Consider the following 16454-nt stretch of genomic DNA (forward strand, 5'->3'; position numbering starts at 1 on the left):
CGTTACAGCGCCCAGTTACCCAGGTCGGCATCCTGGCCTTCGCCGCCCGGCAGGCCATCGGCGCCCAGCGAGTACACATCGACCCGGCCATGTTCCCCGGGCATGCGGTACTGGTACGGGGTGCCCCACGGGTCTTCCGGCAGTCGACGCACATAGCCATCACTGCGCCAGGCCCGAGGCAGCGGCTCCTGAGCCGGCTTTTTCACCAGCGCGGCCAGGCCCTGTTCGTTGCTGGGGAAGCGCAAGTTGTCCAGGCGATACATGTCCAGCGCCTGCTCCAGGGTGGCCAGGTCGGCCATCACCTTCTGCTTCATGGCCTTGTCCTGGTTGCCCAGCACGCTGGGCGCTACCACGGCAATCAGCAGGCCGATGATGAAGATCACCACCATGATTTCCATGAGGGTGAAGCCGCGTTGGCGGTTACGTCGATGCTGCATGGCAATACTCCTCGTCGTCACAATTGCAGGCCCTGGTTGAGTTGCATGATCGGCAGCAGCACCGCCAGCACGATGAACAGCACCACGGCGCCCATCACCAGGATCATCAGGGGTTCGAACAGCGCCATGGCGGTATCGACCTGGCGGGCAAAGCCGCGCTCCTGGTCGTCGGCCACGCGCTCGAGCATGTCGGCCAGGGTGCCGCTGGCCTCGCCGCTGCCGACCATGTTCACCAGCAGCGGCGGGAATTGCTGGCTGGCATCCAGCGCACGGTGCAGGCTGGTGCCGCCCTGCACGTGTTGGCGCACCTGCTCCATGGCCAGGCGGATACGCCGGTTGCCGATGGTTTCGGTGGCCACTTGCAAGGCTTCGAGCAAGGCCACGCCACTGCCAGTGAGAATCGCCAGGCTGCGCGCCAGGCGCGCGCTCTCCAGCACCTGCAGCAGGCTGCCAATACGCGGCAGGCGCAGCAGCAGTTGGTCGCGACGCAGGCACCAGTGCGGTTTGCGCAACAACCAGCCAGCCAGCCCCCCGAGCAACAGCGCCACCCCTAACAGCCAGGGCCCGGCGTGCACCAGCCCCTGGCTCAGGCCGATCAGTAACGAGGTGATCAGCGGCAGGCTTTGCCCGGCATGGGCGAATTGCTCGGTGAGTTTGGGCACGACGAACGTCATCAGGCCAATCACCACGGCCAGCGACACACCCATCAGCACAGCGGGGTAGATCAGCGCTGTGCGGGCCTTGTGTTGCTGGCGTTGCACCTGCTCCAGGTGGTCGGCCAAGCGGGTCAGCACCTGGGCCAGGTGCCCGGAACGTTCGCCGGCCTCGACCAGCGCGCAGTACAAGCCAGTGAACGGTGCGCCCTGCCGGGCCAGGCTGCGGGCCAGGCCCAGGCCTTCGGCCAGTGAGCCGCGCAAGGCCACCAGCACACTGTGCAGGGCAGGCTGACGCAGTTGCCGTTCAAGGGTGGCAAGGGCATCGACCAAGGGAATGCCGGCCCCGGTCAAGGTGGCCAGCTGACGGGTCAGCTCACACAGCTGGGCGCGGCTCAGGCGCTGGCGTCGGGGCTGTCGGCTGCCGGCGTCATGACGCTGCAACTGGCGGGCGAACAGGCCCTGTTCGCGCAACAGCTGGCGAGCGTGGCGTTCACTGTCAGCCTGCAGGCTGGCCTTGTGCGATTTGCCGGCAAGGTCAACGGCCTGGTAGCGATAGGTCGGCATGCCTTAGCCCTGCACCACGCGCAGCACTTCGGCCAGGCTGGTCTCACCGCGGGCCAGGCAATCGCTGGCCATCGCTACCAGGCTTTGGCGCCGGTCAGCCAGGTAATCCTGCATGGCCAGCTCACTGGCGCCGTCGTACAACAGACCGATGAGCCCAGCGTCCAGCTCGATGAATTCGTACAGCCCCAGTCGCCCCATATAACCGCTGCCCTGGCACTGCTCGCAACCCACGGCGTGATAAGTGCTGCCCAGCGCCGCCAGCTCAGGCCACAGCTCGCGCTCGGCAACCTGTAGCGGATGCGCCACGGCACAGCTGCACAAACGCCGCACCAGGCGCTGAGCCAGGACGCCGCGCAGGCACGAGGCGATCAGGAAGGGCTCGATGCCCATGTCGCGCAGGCGGGTCACTGCGCCTACCGCGCTGTTGGTGTGCAAGGTCGACAGCACCAGGTGGCCGGTGAGGCTGGCCTGCACGGCGATCTGTGCAGTCTCCTGATCGCGGATTTCGCCGAGCATGATCACGTCAGGGTCCTGACGCAGGATGGCACGCAGGCCACTGGCAAACGTCAGCCCGGCACGCGGGTTGATGGCGGTTTGGCCAATGCCGGCGATGGCGTACTCCACCGGATCCTCGACGGTGAGGATGTTGCGGCTGCCATCGTTGAGGCTGTTCAGGCTGGCGTACAGGGTCGTGGTCTTGCCCGAACCGGTCGGGCCGGTGGACAACACGATGCCGTTGGGCCGCGCCAGGCAACTGCGCAGGCCCTGCAAGACCGCTGCCGGCATGCCCAGGTTATCCAGCGCCAGCAGGCTGGCCTGCTTGTCGAGCACGCGCATCACCACCCGCTCGCCGTGGATGCCGGGCAAGGTCGAGACCCGTACGTCCACTTCGCGCCCCGCCGCACGCAAGGTGATGCGACCGTCCTGGGGCTGACGCTTTTCAGCGATGTCCAGGCGGGCCATGACCTTGATCCGTGACACCAGCATGGCCGACAACGCACGCGGTGGACGCAGCACCTCGCGCAGGTGGCCATCGACCCGCAAGCGCACCACCAGGCTCTGCTCGAAGGTCTCGATATGGATGTCCGAGGCGCGCAGCCGCAGCGCCTGGCCGAACAGGCCGTTGATCAGGCGGATTACCGGGGCTTCGTCGTCGCTTTCGAGCAGGTCTTCGATGCGCGGCATCTCGCTCATCAGGCTATCCAGGTCGACCTGGTCGCCGATACCTTCGATCAGCGCTTCGGTGGCGGCATCGCCGGCCTGATACAGCTGGCCAAGGCGTTCGTTGAACAGCGCAGGCTCCAGGTATTCGAGCAGGCTTGGCTGGCCATGCACACGCAGCAGTTCCTGCAACTGGGCATTGTCGGCGTCGGGCCGCAGCCATAGCTGCCAGCCCTGCTCTGCCGGGGCCATGGCCACTCCGCTCTGCCGTGCCTGACGATAGGGCAGCATCACCAGTCACCGCCTTCCAGGCGTGCGCGGCTGGAGGGGAATACCTGCAACAGCGGCGTACCCTCTGCAAGGTCCGGCAATTGCAGCGGTGTGGTCTGCTGCAGGGTGCGGTACTTGTCTTCACTGAGGCCCGCCAGGCTCGGCCCGTCGCGCAGGATGCGGGGGCGGATGAACACCATCAGGTTCTGCTTGGTGTTCCTGGTGGCATCGGAGCGGAACAACCGGCCAAGATAAGGAATGTCGCCGAGCAGTGGCACACGCTGGTCGCTGGTACTCAACTCGTCGCTGATCAGGCCGCCGAGTATCACCAGGCCGTTGTCCTCGACCATGACCTTGGTCTTGATCTCGCGCTTGTTGGTGATCACGTCGCTGGCCGAGCTGGTATCGGCAATCGACGACACCTCCTGAACGATGTCCAGGCGCACGCTGTTGTCGACATTGATCTGCGGCTTGATGCGCAGCTTCACCCCGACTTCCTTGCGCTCGATGGTCTGGTACGGGTTGGCGTTGTTCTGCGTCACGGAGCCGGTGACGAAGGGCACCTCCTGGCCGACCAGGATCGACGCTTCGGCGTTGTCTAGGGTCAGCAAGGTGGGCGTGGACAGCAGGTTGAAGCCGCTCTTGCCCTTCAGCGCGTTGACCAGCATGGCGAAGTTGAAGCCACCGCCGAAATGGCCGATGCCTGCCGTGGCACCGGTGGTGGTGGACAACAGATCGCCCAGGGCCTCGTTGTCGCCACTGGCGGCGGCCCCGGCAATGCTGGCGATATTCACCCCGTTACTGCCGAAGTTGACAATACCGGCACCGAACTTCTCGTCGGCGAACAGCCACTGCACGCCCAGCTCCTGGGCGCTGCTGTCGGACACCTCGGCGATGATCGCTTCGACCACCACCTGGGCACGGCGAATGTCCAGTTGCTCGACAATGGCCCGGTACGCCGCCAGCTCGCTGTCGGGGCCCACCATGACCACGGCATTGGTACCTTCTTCGTATTCCAGGCGGATGCCCGAGCCACCGGCGGCTGCCATCACGGGCCTGTCCTTGCCCTCTGCCTCACCCGCGCCTTCAGCCGGCACCGCACCGTCCTGGCTGAGCCCTCGCAGCACCTTAACCACTTCACCGGCATTGGCATGGCGCAGGTAGATCACCTGGGTGCTGCCGCTGCCCGGTGCCTCTTGAGGGCGGTCGAGCTGGCGCAGCAGGCTGGCGATGCGTTCGAGGTTGCTGCGCCAGTCAGTCACCACCAACTGGTGCGCCGCCGGGTAAGGTGTAATAACCCCAACCCGAGGGTCGATCAGCGGTTTGAGGATGCCCAGTACCTGTTCGCTGGCGGCGTTGCGCACGCTGAATACGCGGGTGGCCACGCTGTCGCTGCCCTCGCCCTGCTGCCCGCCCGCCTCCACTGGCACCGGCTCCAGGCGCGCGGCCTGGTCTGGCACGATTTTCACGCTGCCGTTGGGCAGGTCGACGGTGGCATAGCCCTGGGCGCGCAGTTGGGCCAGGAAGATGTCGTAGATGGCGTCGGCGTCGTGCAGGTCCACGGTGCGCACCGTGACCTTGCCCTTGACCCGGGGGTCGACGATGAAGGTGGTGCCGGTGATGCGCGACACGCTGTCGATGAACTCGCCGAGTTCGGTATCGACGAAATTCACTTCGTACACCGGCGTACCGTTGTCATCGAACACCGGCTCTTGGGCATAGGCGATGGACAAGGCCAGGCTCAGCGCAGCCGCCATGCAGTATCTAACAGGCATCGTTCATCCTTGCCGCTTGAAGCCGGTCACGGCGGGGCGTGGCGGCCAGGGCAGGCGCTCACGCCGCCCCTGGTTGTTGAAAATCAGGCCATCGCTGTCGATGTCCTGCAGCACGATCCCAGGCGCCAGGCGCTGACCGCGGGCCAAGGTGCGCACGTGCTCGCCGTAGCGCAGCACCACCACACTGGAGGCCAATGGCTGGGCCTTGAGGCCGCCGAGGTATTGCAGCGGCAGACGGGTGATGGCGATGGCGCCGTCGTCGGGCTGCGCTTGCCAGTGACCGACCATCAGCCCGGGCAGCGGGCTGTCGGCCGCCGCAGGCGCCGTGGCCGTTTGTGGCTGCCGGCTCAACTGCAGCACACACTGCGCAGACAGCCAGCCGGCCAGGGTCAGGCCAGCGCCGGTGAGCAGGCGCGAGGTGAGCATCACGAGGCCAACTGCCGTGGGTGCCAGCCTGGGTGCCCCTGCACGTAACGCACTTCGGGCAGTTGCAGCGGCGCCAGTTGCCAGTTGTCAGGCTGGCGGGCCAGCCAGGCTTCGACCCGCTGCCACAGTGGCTCGCCGGCCTGGCTTTCGAATTGCAGGCCAAAGGTGCGGCACAGGCCCTGCACCGGCTCCAGCCCAGTGATGCGCTTACCTTGCGGGCTGTAGCTGACGCTCCAGGCCTGGCCCTGCCAGCGCGGCAGGTCCTGGCTGTTGTCCAGCAGCAGCGGGTCACCGAACAATTGCTCAGCGGCGTTTTCCAGCACTTGCTCGACCTGCCTGGCCGGTGCTTCGACCACTGGCGCCGGGTAGCCACCGGTGAGGCTGATCAGGTGTTCGCGGGTAATAGACGCCCCCGCTGACAGCGGGTAGTCATAACGCAGGCCCGGCAGCAACACGGGCATGCTGCTATCGTCGGCCAGGGCTTGATGCAGCAGACGGTCCCAGCTGCCGCCACGGGTATCGCGGCGCCACAAGGCCTGGGGCGCCCGGGCCAGCGGTTGGTCGAGCCAGGCCGCGTGGCCGGCACGTTGCTGGCGCAGTTGCGCCTGCAGTTGCGCGACACGCAGCTGCGCAGCAGGCACCAGTTGCTGTTCAAAGGCCGGGAAAAAACGCCCGTCGAACTGCCACTGGCCGGCCACACGCTGGCAGCGCAGGCGGAAGGCACCGCTGCCCCGGCAGCCGGCAAACAGCACCGGTACACGGCGACCGCTGGCCTGGGTGACCTCGACCGGCGCGGGCCACAGGTCCTGACCACGGGCGCACAACAGCACGTCGACTTGCGGCACCCGTTCAGCCAGCCACAGGCCGGGGCCCGTGCCTGCATCGGCCATGGCCACCACCAGGTCAGCCTCGCGCCGGGCTTGCTCGAAGACCGGCTGCAGTGACTGGTACCAGTGTTTGAGAGAGGCTTTCTGGTCCTGGGCGTAGGGGTCGGTCACGCCAACCACTGCGATACGGGCACCGCCGCGCTCAAAAACATGCAAGGCTTCCAGGCCAAGTGCCTGGCGTTGCGCGTCAGCCAGCCCGGCGCCGAGGGTAATGGCGCTGGCCTGGCGATACAGGCCCGTGCTGCGTTGTGGCCACAGCACACGCTCGTCGCTGCTGACCCGCGCTTCGATGCCCAGCAGTTGGCTGCCTTGCACACCACTTTCGCCCTGGGTCAGGTAGGCCAGGCCACTGCCATTCCAGCCCTGGCCGTTTTCCAGGGTCAGGCTGTTGTCCGCACCGGCCTCGCCACGCAGTTGTTCCAGCAACGCCGCGAGCACCGCATAACCGCCCAGCTGGGCTGTCGTTGCCTGGCCGGCATCGAGCAGCGGCGCCAGTTGCGGGTAGGCGATACTGGCGCTGCTGCCGGTCATCCATGGCGCGCGGCCCAAGTGGCTGACCGGCCCCAACCGGGTAGCCGGTACCACCGCCTGGCCAGACTGGCGGGCATCGAGGGTATCGGCGACGTACAGCAAGTCGAGCTGGGCGTTGCCGCCCTGCTGCCCTGGGAAGGCTGTGCAGGCGCCGAGCAGCGGTGCCAAGGCACCGATACCCATCCAGCCGATCACTTCGCGCCTGTGCACACTGCTCGCCATCGCATCCGCCATCCTATCCACGTCCATTCAGGGACCCGGATGTTGCGGCGTTGGCATTACAGTTTGATGGCAGAAATCCGACAGCAATTCCAAATTGATCTGTAGATCACCAATCTAAGATCAGACAGTTTTAAAAGCTCGTTAATATTTCTGCCAAGGAATCATCACACTTGCGCCTTAAAGTCGCGGTTTCCTCCAACTCAGCGAACACAAGGACACCCTGATGAGTCGAGATACCGGCGACAACCTGGACCGGAACCAAAGCGGCAACCTGCCGATGGCCAACGTCATGGACGCCTACCTGAGCCGCCGCAGCGTGATGCGCGGCAGCCTGGGCGCCGCCATCGCCATGATCGCCGGTACCGGCCTGACAGGCTGCTTCGACGGTGGTGGTTCCGATCACGATGATCCGGTCACCGAGCCCCCGGTGACCGAACCGCCAGTCACCGAGCCGGAAGTGCCCAAACTGGCACTGGGCTTCCAGTCCATCCCAGGCTCGCGCACCGACGCCTGTGTGGTCGCCGCCGGCTATAGCGCCTACGTGCTGGCGCCCTGGGGTACGCCACTGAACAGCAACGGCAACCCGTGGAAGTCCGACGGCAGCAACACCTCGACCGACCAGGCCAACGCCATGGGCATGCACCACGACGGCATGCACTTCTTCCCCATCAACGGCAGCTCGGAAGACGGCCTGCTGGCGATCAATTTCGAGTACATCGACACCGCCGCCCTGCACCCGGCCGGCCCGACCACCGATGTCAACGGCAAGCGCCCGGTCGAAGAAGTGCGCAAGGAAATCAACGCACATGGCGCTGGCGTAGTGCGCCTGCAGAAAATCAACGGCCGCTGGCAGGTTGTCGACAACGACCCGCTGAACCGCCGTTTCACTACCGCTTCGCGCATGGAAATCACCGGCCCGCTGCGTGGCAGCGACCACGTCAAGACCAAGTACTCCACCGCCGGCACCCACTGCCGCGGCACCAACAACAACTGCGGCAACGGCTACACCCCGTGGGGCACCTACCTGACCTGCGAAGAGAACTGGCCGGGCATCTTCGTCAACAAGGGCACCCGCCCCGAGGACCAGCGCCGCATTGGCGTGGGCACCTCCAGCGGCCAGTACAAGTGGGAAACCGCTGCCGGTGACAGCAGCGAAGTGGACGACGAATTCGCCCGTTTCGACGTAACGGTCAAAGGCGCCAGCGCCACCGACGACTACCGCAACGAAGCCAGCACCTACGGCTACATTGTCGAGATCGACCCGTACAACAGCAGCACCCTGGCCACCAAACGCACCGCACTGGGCCGTTTCCGCCACGAGGGCTGCGCCCCCGGCCTACCCGTCGCCGGCAAGCCGCTGGTGTGGTACATGGGTGACGACTCGAACAACGAGTACCTGTACAAGTGGGTGTCTACCGCCGTGTGGGATCCCGCCGACGCCACCCCGGCCGACCGCCTGGCCACCGGCGCCAAGTACCTCGACCAGGGCAAGCTCTACGTAGCCCGCTTCAATGCCGACGGCACCGGCGTATGGCTGCTGCTGGACGTGGCCACCGCCACCACGGGCGGCAGCACCCTGGGTGCGCTGTATGGTGACCTGCCGGGCATCATCCTCAACACCCGTGGTGCTGGCGATGCCGTGGGCGCAACGCCGATGGACCGTCCGGAATGGACGACAGTCAACCCGCTGAACGGCGACGTGTACCTGACCCTGACCAACAACAGTGCACGTACCCCGGAAAAGGTCGATGCAGCGAACCCACGCGGCCCGAACCGACATGGTCACATCATTCGCTGGCACGAAAGCGACGACCAGCTGAGCTTTACCTGGGACATCTTCGTGTTCGGCGCCAACGCTGCCGGTACCGCCGACATCAACCGCTCCGGCCTGACCGAACTGAACCAGTTCGCAAGCCCCGACGGCATGAGCTTCGATAGCCGTGGCGTGCTGTGGTTCGAGACCGATAACGGCGAAAGCACCTTGACCGACTACACCAACGACCAGCTGCTGGCGGTGATCCCTACCGACCTGGTGGATGCCAGCGGCAAGCAGGTGCCGGTGAACGCACAGAACCAGGTGGACCTGCGGCGCTTCTTCGTCGGGCCAAATGGTTGCGAGGTGACCGGTATTACCTTTACCCCGGACAACAAGACGCTGTTCGTCAACATTCAACACCCTGACAACTGGCCGTATACCGACAAGGCGACCGATGCAACGCCGGCTGGGGCTACCGTGCGGCCGCGGGCTTCGACGGTGGTGATCCAGCGGATCGATGGCGGTGAGATCGGCACCGTTTGATCCAGTACCGGTCAGCCAGCCTTTTGCTGGCTGTACCGGCCTCTTCGCGGGCAAGCCCGCTCCTACAGGGATCTCACGGGTTTGAAAACCGGCGTAGGGGCGGGCTTGCCCGTGAACGTTACCAGGCTATTGGCTCCCGGCTACGCACCCGCACTTGCTGCGCGGGCACCCGGGCATGCCATTGCACCACCCCCAGCGCCTCCACCTGGAACTCGCTGCGCATCACCCGCCCCTCTTCCTCGAACGACAGCTGCAACAGAAAATGCCCGCTGTTGAGCAGCAGCCCTTCGCTCAACCGTTCGAACGTTTCGTCATCCACCGCCCCCAGCGCCTGGCGCAATGCGGTCGCATCCACATAGCCCGACGCAGGCCGGCCGCTGACGATGCGGCTGAGCAAGGAACGTGGATATCGCCCTTCGTACAGCGCTTCCAGCAGCGGCAGATGCTCCAACCCCAAGGCATTGGCATTCAGCCGCCAGCCGGTGGTCTGCGGCAACGCACAGAGCATCGGGTACCGCGCCTGGCGGCTGGCGTCCGGCTCCAGCAGCAGGTTCAGCTCGCTGGTGTCGAGCATCGGCTGATTGGCCGCCAGCCGGGGTGGTTGCTGGCGCAGATACTGGGCGCTTTCGGCGCCCTGCAGGCGCGCATCGCTGTCGGCGTCGAGCCAGTCAGCCAAGGCGTCGACCAGGCGTTCTGCGGCCATGTCGTCGCCCATCAGGTAACGCAACTGGCGCTCGGCGCGCTCGCCATCGGCACCCAGCAACGCATTGACGTTGAAGCAGGTGTGCTGGTCGCGTACCCGCAACTGCGCCTGGCCAGCGCCAAAGTCGTAGTTCAGCGGCTGCCCGCGCAAGGCTTGCCAGAACAGCGGACTAAGCCGCCAGGCGGGGTCACGCAGGGCCTGCGCGGCGTAGGCCAGGCCGGCCTGCTCCATGGCCCGCACCTGCACTCGCTGGTGCAGCAGGCGTACTTCATCCACCTGGCGCCGGCCATCTTCCACCAGCCAGGCCATGCCCGCCGCCAGCATTGCCAGCACCACCATCACCATCAACAGGGCCGCACCCTGCTGTTGCCTTCCACCCATCCGTGCGTGCCTCGCTCGCGGAATAAAAACGCCAGTCAACACGCGGGGTGTTTCAGCTAGATGGCAATGCCCGTTCGTCATGTGCACGTCATCTGGGCAAGGCAGGATTGCCCTTCCTTTTCATGACCTTACAGGAGTGGTCGCTATGGGTGGCATTGGAATCTGGCAACTGGTGATCGTACTGCTGATCGTATTCTTGCTGTTTGGTACCAAACGCCTGAAGGGCCTGGGTAGCGATGTGGGCGAGGCGATCCAGGGCTTTCGTAAGTCCATGGGCGGCGACAATGACGCCAGCGCCGCTGGCCAGGCGCAAGTGCAGCAACAGTGCCCGCTGAACGGCCAAGCTGCGCAACAAACTCAAGCGGACCGCCAGGCCTGATGTTCGAGGTAGGCTTCTGCGAGTTGCTGCTGATCGGCGTCGTCGCTCTGTTGGTGCTGGGCCCTGAGCGCCTGCCGGTGGCAGCCCGTACCCTCGGGCGCGGCCTGGGCCAGGCGCGCCGGGCCATGCACGCCTTGCGCACGCAGGTGGAGCGCGAAATCGAGATGCCCAACCTCGACAACGCACCTTTGCAGCGCCTGGAACAGGAGATCCGCCAGGGCATCAGCCTGAACGCGGAACCGGCCAATGATGCGGCCACGGCCGCGCTGCCCAAGGAAAATGCTTCATGAGTATTGCCATGGACCCTGCGGCGAGCATGCCGCTGACCGAACACCTGCGCGACCTGCGCAAACGCCTGGTGCGTTGCCTGGCGCTGGTGGCTTTGGTGTTCGCCGGCCTGTTCCCCTTCGCCCAGACGCTGTACACGCTCATCTCCGAGCCGCTGCGGCGCTTCTTGCCGGAAGGCGCGAGCATGATCGCCACCAGCGTCACCTCGCCCTTTCTGACACCGTTCAAGCTGACCGCGATGTGCGCCCTGTTCCTGGCCATGCCGCTGCTGCTGCATCAGGCCTGGGGCTTTCTGGCGCCGGGGCTGTACCGCCGTGAACGGCGCATTGCCCTGCCGCTGCTGGTATCGAGCATCGTGCTGTTCTATACCGGCATGGCGTTCGCGTTCTTCCTCGTGTTCCCGATGATGTTCGGTTTCTTTGCCAGCGTGACCCCGGACGGCGTCGCGATGATGACCGATATCAGCCAGTACCTGGACTTTATCCTGGCGCTGTTCCTGGCGTTCGGGTTGGCCTTCGAGATCCCGGTGGCGACGTTCATCGTGGTCTGGGTGGGGTTGGCCGATGTGGCCACATTGCGGCGCAGCAGGCCCTACGTGGTCGTCGGGTGCTTTGTGGTGGGGATGATCCTGACACCGCCGGATGTGTTTTCGCAGACGATGCTGGCAGTGCCGATGTGGGTGCTGTTCGAGGTGGGGTTGCTGGCTTGTGGAATGTTGAAGCGGCCGGAGCCAGGCAAGGAGATTGTGGCTGGATTGTAGGGCCCTTTCGCGGGCACGCCCGCTCCCACAGGGATATCACATGTTCTGAAGATTGTGATATCCCTGTGAGAGCGGGCGTGCCCGCGAATAGCCGTGATGCGTTCTAGAACTCGGCGAGCCGCCAGACTTCATAGGCTGGCGTCTCGTACGGGTGGCTCTGCTTGAGCGCAGCGACGACCTGCACAATCAGCTCGTCAGCCACCACCAGCTCCACCTTCCACTCTTCCACCGCCTCGACCTGGCCCGCTTGCCCGAGGAACGGCTGGCTGCCGTCCAACGGGCGGAACTGGCCCTGGCCAAGGGTTTGCCAGGCGCAGTGGTCATAGTCACCGATGCGCCCGCCGCCAGCAGCGAACACAGCGGCCTTGACCACTTCGACATGGCTGACGGGGACGAAGAAGGCGAGCTTGTACACGCCTTAGTTCACCCACACCCGCGCGTTGCGGAACATACGCATCAGCGCGGCATCTTCCTGCCACTCGTCCGGGCGCCAGGAGTTCTGCACAGCGCGGAACACACGCTCCGGGTGCGGCATCATGATGGTCACGCGGCCGTCGCGGCTGGTCAGGCCGGTGATACCACGCGGCGAGCCGTTCGGGTTGGCCGGGTAGGCTTCGGTGACCTTGCCATGGTTGTCGACGTAGCGCAGGGCCACGCAACCGGACACATCGGCTTCCAGCAATGCTTCTTCGCTGGCGAACTCGGCATGGCCTTCGCCGTGGGCGATGGCGATCGGCATGCGCGAACCGGCCATGCCCTGCAGGAAGATCGAGTTGGACTTCTGCACTTCGACCATGGCCACGCGGGCCTCGAACTGCTCGGAACGGTTGCGCACGAAGTGCGGCCAGTACTCGGTGCCCGGGATCAGCTCGTGCAGGTTGGACATCATCTGGCAACCGTTGCACACGCCCAGGGCGAAGCTGTCGGTACGCTCGAAGAAGGCCTGGAAGGCGTCACGGGCACGGGCGTTGAACAGCGCCGACTTGGCCCAGCCTTCGCCAGCGCCCAGCACGTCACCGTACGAAAAGCCGCCACAGGCGACCAGGCCCTTGAAGGCTTCGAAGTCGACACGGCCAGCGAGGATGTCGCTCATGTGCACGTCGATGGCGGCGAAGCCGGCGCGATCGAAGGCAGCAGCCATCTCGACCTGGCCGTTGACGCCCTGCTCGCGCAGGATAGCCACTTGCGGGCGCACGCCCTTCTTGATGTACGGTGCGGCGATGTCGTCGTTGACGTCGAAGCCCAGCTTCACCGACAGGCCCGGGTTGTCTTCCTCGAGCAGCAGGTCGAACTCCTGGTCAGCGCAGTCGGCGTTGTCGCGCAGGCGCTGGATCTGGTAGCTGGTCTCGGCCCACTGGCGCTGCAGCATGCGACGGTCATCGTCGAACAGCACTTCGCCGTTCAGGCTGATGGTCACTTCAGCGTTGTTGACTGGCTTGCCGATCACCGCGACGCACTCTTCACCCAGGCCAGCAGCGCTGAACTGTGCCAGTACGTCCGGGGTGGCATCCTGGCGAACCTGGATCACTGCACCCAGCTCTTCGTTGAAGAGGATGGCCGGCACTTCACCCTTGCTGTCGGTCAGCGGGTCGAGTTGCAGGTCGAGGCCGCAGTGGCCGGCGAAAGCCATTTCCAGCACGGTGGTGACCAGGCCGCCGTCGGAACGATCGTGGTAGGCCAGCAGGTGGCCGTCGGCGTTCAGCCCCTGGATCACGGCGAAGAAGGCCTTGAGGTCTTCGGCGTCGTCAACGTCCGGTGCCTGGGCAGCGATCTTGCCGTAGGTCTGGGCCAGGATCGAGGCACCCATGCGGTTCTTGCCACGGCCCAGGTCGATCAGGATCAGGTCGGTCTCGCCCTTGTCCATGCGCAGTTGCGGGGTCAGGGTCTTGCGGATGTCGGTGACCGGGGCAAAGCCGGTAATGATCAGCGACATCGGCGAGGTGACGCTCTTCTCGACGCCCTCGTCGCTCCACTTGGTCTTCATCGACATCGAGTCTTTGCCGACCGGAATGGTGATGCCCAGCTCCGGGCACAGCTCCATGCCGACAGCCTTCACGGTGTCGTACAGGCGTGCGTCTTCACCTGGGTGACCAGCAGCGGACATCCAGTTGGCCGACAGTTTGATGTCGGACAGCTTTTCGATGCGCGAAGCCGCCAGGTTGGTCAGGGTTTCGCCGATGGCCATGCGGCCGGACGCCGGGGCATCCAGCAGCGCCAGCGGCGTACGCTCGCCCATGGCCATGGCTTCACCGGTGTAGACGTCGAAGCTGGTGGCGGTAACGGCGCAGTCAGCCACCGGAACCTGCCACGGGCCGACCATCTGGTCGCGGGCAACCAGGCCGGTGATGGTGCGGTCGCCAATGGTGATCAGGAAGCTCTTGCTGGCCACGGCCGGGTGGTTCAGCACGCGCTGGACGGCGCTGTCCAGGTCCAGTTCGCTCGGGTCGAAGTCATCGCCCAGCTCGGCTTCGCGGGTAACCGAACGGTGCATGCGCGGCGGCTTGCCCAGCAGCACGTCCAGTGGCATGTCCACCGGCGTGTTGCCGAAGTGGCTGTCGCTGACGGTCAGGTGCGGTTCTTCAGTGGCTTCACCGACCACGGCAAACGGGCAACGCTCGCGCTCGCAGATGGCCTTGAAGCGCTCGAAGTCGACCGCGCTGACGGCCAGCACGTAACGCTCTTGCGATTCGTTGCTCCAGATTTCGTGCGGGGCCATGCCCGGCTCGTCGTTGGGCACGTTGCGCAGCTCGAAGCGACCACCGCGGCCACCGTCGTTGACCAGCTCAGGGAAGGCGTTGGAAATACCGCCAGCGCCCACGTCGTGGATGAAGGCGATCGGGTTTTCGTCGCCCAGCTGCCAGCAACGGTCGATGACCTCCTGGCAACGGCGCTCCATTTCAGGGTTTTCGCGCTGTACCGAAGCGAAGTCCAGGTCAGCCGAGCTGGCACCGGTAGCCACCGACGAAGCAGCGCCACCGCCCAGGCCGATCAGCATGGCCGGGCCACCGAGCACGATCAGCTTGGCGCCGACAGTGATTTCGCCCTTCTGCACGTGGTCTTCACGGATGTTGCCCATACCGCCGGCGAGCATGATCGGCTTGTGGTAGCCGCGCACTTCTTCACCGTGCGGGGTGTTGATGGCTTGCTCGAAGGTACGGAAGTAACCGGTCAGTGCCGGGCGGCCGAATTCGTTGTTGAACGCAGCGCCGCCAAGAGGGCCTTCGATCATGATGTCGAGGGCGTCGACGATACGCTCGGGCTTGCCATAGGCCTGCTCCCAAGGCTGTTCGAAGCCCGGGATGCGCAGGTTGGACACGGTGAAGCCGGTCAGGCCGGCCTTGGGCTTGGCGCCACGGCCGGTAGCACCTTCGTCGCGGATTTCGCCACCGGAGCCGGTGGAGGCGCCAGAGAACGGGGCGATGGCGGTCGGGTGGTTGTGCGTTTCCACCTTCATCAGGATGTGCACCGGCTCCTGCACCGCGCCGTACTGGCGGGTTTCAGGGTTCGGGAAGAAGCGGCCGGCAACGTTGCCGACGATCACCGAGGCGTTGTCCTTGTACGCCGACAGCACACCTTCGTTGTGCATCTGGTAGGTGTTCTTGATCATGCCGAACAGGCTTTTTTCCTGGGCCTGGCCGTCGATATCCCAACTGGCGTTGAAGATCTTGTGGCGGCAGTGCTCGGAGTTGGCCTGGGCGAACATCATCAGTTCGATGTCGTTCGGGTTGCGTTTGAGGCCCTGGAAGGCATTGACCAGGTAGTCGATCTCGTCTTCGGCCAGGGCCAGGCCCAGGTCGATGTTGGCCTTGGCCAGGGCGTCACGGCCGCCGGCCAGGATGTCGACCGAGGTCATTGGCTTGGGCTTGGCGTGGCTGAACAGGTCAGCGGCCTGCTCCAGCTGGCTGAGCACACGCTGGGTCATGCGGTCGTGCAGTTCGGCGGCGATCAGGGCGGCGTCAGCGTCGCTCAGGGTGCCGGCCACGTAGTAGGCGATGCCGCGCTCCAGGCGCTGGATCGACTGCAGGCCGCAGTTGTGGGCGATGTCGCTGGCCTTGCTGGCCCAGGGCGAAATGGTGCCCAGGCGCGGGACGACCAGGAACAGGCGGCCGGTCGGCTCCTGTACCGGCACGCTCGGGCCGTACTTGAGCAGACGGCCCAGCACCTGCTGCTGGTCGGCGGTCAGCTCGCCGTCGACATCGGCGAAGTGGGCAAATTCGGCATACAAACCAGTAACAGCGGGGACTTTCTGGCTCAGTTGCTCGAGTAATTTACCGTGGCGAAAGGCAGAAAGGGCAGGAGCGCCGCGCAGGATCAACATCGTCGGGACAGCCTCAGGAAGGGGTGTGCTTAGAGGCCGTGCATTCTAGCCTAATTCGATGGCTTTCGGCACCTGCTCTAAGCCACGCCTGCCGGGCGGCGGAACCGGACTTCGGGGTCAGTTTTCAGAGGTGTCCGGCTTGAGACGAGATCGAGCGGCGCCGGGTGTCCGGCTCGAGACGAGATCGAGCGCCGCCAGGTGTCCGGCTCGACACATTCAGCGCCTGTGAGATCGAGCGCCGCCGGGTGTCCGCATTGAGACATTCAGCGCCTGTGAGATCGAGCGCCGCAGGTGTCCGCCTTAAGACATTCTGCGCCTGTGAAATCGAGCGCCGCCAAGTGTCCGGCTCGACACATTCTGCGCCTATAAGATCGAGCGCCGCCCGCGCGGCGCTTCG

At 65.2% G+C, this 16454-nt stretch carries 14 protein-coding genes; 4 read left to right on the plus strand and 10 right to left on the minus strand.

Annotated elements, in window-relative coordinates; all coding sequences use genetic code 11:
• Positions 1 to 2: 2 nt before the first annotated feature.
• The 6 genes from gspG to ACF8FG_RS11050 are packed head-to-tail and all read right to left on the minus strand — an operon-like array spanning position 3 to position 6929.
• Positions 3 to 437 (minus strand): type II secretion system major pseudopilin GspG, encoded by a 435-nt coding sequence (gspG, locus tag ACF8FG_RS11025; protein WP_003254997.1) that lies wholly within the window; start codon positions 435 to 437, stop codon positions 3 to 5.
• 17 nt (positions 438 to 454) lie between these two features.
• A complete protein-coding gene (gene gspF / locus ACF8FG_RS11030; protein WP_019438123.1) occupies positions 455 to 1657 on the minus strand; it encodes a type II secretion system inner membrane protein GspF in 1203 nt (400 codons plus the stop codon).
• 3 nt (positions 1658 to 1660) lie between these two features.
• Positions 1661 to 3109, minus strand: a complete 1449-nt coding sequence (locus tag ACF8FG_RS11035) for a GspE/PulE family protein (protein WP_014589888.1) — start codon at positions 3107 to 3109, stop codon at positions 1661 to 1663.
• Positions 3109 to 4845: a type II secretion system secretin GspD gene (gene gspD / locus ACF8FG_RS11040; protein ID WP_070383518.1), complete on the minus strand. Its 1737-nt coding sequence runs from the start codon at positions 4843 to 4845 to the stop codon at positions 3109 to 3111. The genes ACF8FG_RS11035 and gspD overlap by 1 nt, the downstream gene beginning before the upstream one ends.
• A 21-nt stretch (positions 4846 to 4866) precedes the next feature.
• Positions 4867 to 5289, minus strand: coding sequence for a pilus assembly protein PilZ (locus ACF8FG_RS11045; protein WP_070383517.1), 423 nt, complete (start codon positions 5287 to 5289; stop codon positions 4867 to 4869).
• Positions 5289 to 6929, minus strand: a complete 1641-nt coding sequence (locus ACF8FG_RS11050) for a lipoprotein UxpA (protein ID WP_318078927.1) — start codon at positions 6927 to 6929, stop codon at positions 5289 to 5291. The genes ACF8FG_RS11045 and ACF8FG_RS11050 overlap by 1 nt, the downstream gene beginning before the upstream one ends.
• A 223-nt stretch (positions 6930 to 7152) precedes the next feature.
• Between ACF8FG_RS11050 and ACF8FG_RS11055 the strand changes: the two genes are divergently transcribed.
• A complete protein-coding gene (locus ACF8FG_RS11055; protein ID WP_014589884.1) occupies positions 7153 to 9228 on the plus strand; it encodes a PhoX family phosphatase in 2076 nt (691 codons plus the stop codon).
• 118 nt (positions 9229 to 9346) lie between these two features.
• On the opposite strand, the gene gspK is transcribed toward ACF8FG_RS11055, so the two are convergent.
• Positions 9347 to 10312 carry a type II secretion system minor pseudopilin GspK gene (gene gspK / locus ACF8FG_RS11060; protein WP_318078926.1) on the minus strand — a complete coding sequence of 322 codons (966 nt, stop codon included), beginning with the start codon at positions 10310 to 10312 and terminating at the stop codon, positions 9347 to 9349.
• A gap of 145 nt (positions 10313 to 10457) precedes the next feature.
• On the opposite strand from gspK, the gene tatA reads away from it, so the two are divergent.
• From tatA to tatC, 3 genes are read left to right on the plus strand one after another with little or no spacing between them, the layout of a single operon-like run.
• Positions 10458 to 10691, plus strand: a complete 234-nt coding sequence (tatA, locus tag ACF8FG_RS11065; RefSeq protein ID WP_070383514.1) for a twin-arginine translocase TatA/TatE family subunit — start codon at positions 10458 to 10460, stop codon at positions 10689 to 10691.
• Complete coding sequence (tatB, locus tag ACF8FG_RS11070; protein ID WP_318078925.1) at positions 10691 to 10981, plus strand: Sec-independent protein translocase protein TatB; 291 nt, start codon at positions 10691 to 10693, stop codon at positions 10979 to 10981. The genes tatA and tatB overlap by 1 nt, the downstream gene beginning before the upstream one ends.
• Positions 10978 to 11739 (plus strand): twin-arginine translocase subunit TatC, encoded by a 762-nt coding sequence (tatC, locus tag ACF8FG_RS11075; protein ID WP_070383513.1) that lies wholly within the window; start codon positions 10978 to 10980, stop codon positions 11737 to 11739. Before tatB ends, tatC begins: the two co-directional genes overlap by 4 nt.
• A gap of 103 nt (positions 11740 to 11842) precedes the next feature.
• On the opposite strand, the gene ACF8FG_RS11080 is transcribed toward tatC, so the two are convergent.
• The 3 genes from ACF8FG_RS11080 to ACF8FG_RS11090 all read right to left on the minus strand — a co-directional run.
• Entirely contained in the window at positions 11843 to 12154 is a 312-nt protein-coding gene (locus ACF8FG_RS11080) for a YqfO family protein (RefSeq protein ID WP_119714109.1), read from the minus strand.
• Positions 12155 to 12157: 3 nt separating this feature from the next.
• Positions 12158 to 16057, minus strand: coding sequence for a phosphoribosylformylglycinamidine synthase (gene purL / locus ACF8FG_RS11085; RefSeq protein ID WP_070383511.1), 3900 nt, complete (start codon positions 16055 to 16057; stop codon positions 12158 to 12160).
• Positions 16058 to 16181: 124 nt separating this feature from the next.
• On the minus strand, positions 16182 to 16454 hold a 273-nt coding region (locus tag ACF8FG_RS11090), incomplete at its 5' end, for a hypothetical protein (RefSeq protein WP_392518785.1).

It is taken from the genome of Pseudomonas sp. YQ_6 (genome assembly GCF_043103245.1).
Taxonomy (GTDB): Bacteria; Pseudomonadota; Gammaproteobacteria; order Pseudomonadales; family Pseudomonadaceae; genus Aquipseudomonas; species Aquipseudomonas alloputida.

Coding starts and splice junctions, on each gene's coding strand:
- gspG (WP_003254997.1), bottom strand. CDS start 437: ATGCAGCATCGACGTAACCGCCAACGCGGCTTCACCCTCATGGAAATC.
- gspF (WP_019438123.1), bottom strand. CDS start 1,657: ATGCCGACCTATCGCTACCAGGCCGTTGACCTTGCCGGCAAATCGCAC.
- ACF8FG_RS11035 (WP_014589888.1), bottom strand. CDS start 3,109: ATGCTGCCCTATCGTCAGGCACGGCAGAGCGGAGTGGCCATGGCCCCG.
- gspD (WP_070383518.1), bottom strand. CDS start 4,845: ATGGCGGCTGCGCTGAGCCTGGCCTTGTCCATCGCCTATGCCCAAGAG.
- ACF8FG_RS11045 (WP_070383517.1), bottom strand. CDS start 5,289: ATGCTCACCTCGCGCCTGCTCACCGGCGCTGGCCTGACCCTGGCCGGC.
- ACF8FG_RS11050 (WP_318078927.1), bottom strand. CDS start 6,929: ATGGCGAGCAGTGTGCACAGGCGCGAAGTGATCGGCTGGATGGGTATC.
- ACF8FG_RS11055 (WP_014589884.1), top strand. CDS start 7,153: ATGAGTCGAGATACCGGCGACAACCTGGACCGGAACCAAAGCGGCAAC.
- gspK (WP_318078926.1), bottom strand. CDS start 10,312: ATGGGTGGAAGGCAACAGCAGGGTGCGGCCCTGTTGATGGTGATGGTG.
- tatA (WP_070383514.1), top strand. CDS start 10,458: ATGGGTGGCATTGGAATCTGGCAACTGGTGATCGTACTGCTGATCGTA.
- tatB (WP_318078925.1), top strand. CDS start 10,691: ATGTTCGAGGTAGGCTTCTGCGAGTTGCTGCTGATCGGCGTCGTCGCT.
- tatC (WP_070383513.1), top strand. CDS start 10,978: ATGAGTATTGCCATGGACCCTGCGGCGAGCATGCCGCTGACCGAACAC.
- purL (WP_070383511.1), bottom strand. CDS start 16,057: ATGTTGATCCTGCGCGGCGCTCCTGCCCTTTCTGCCTTTCGCCACGGT.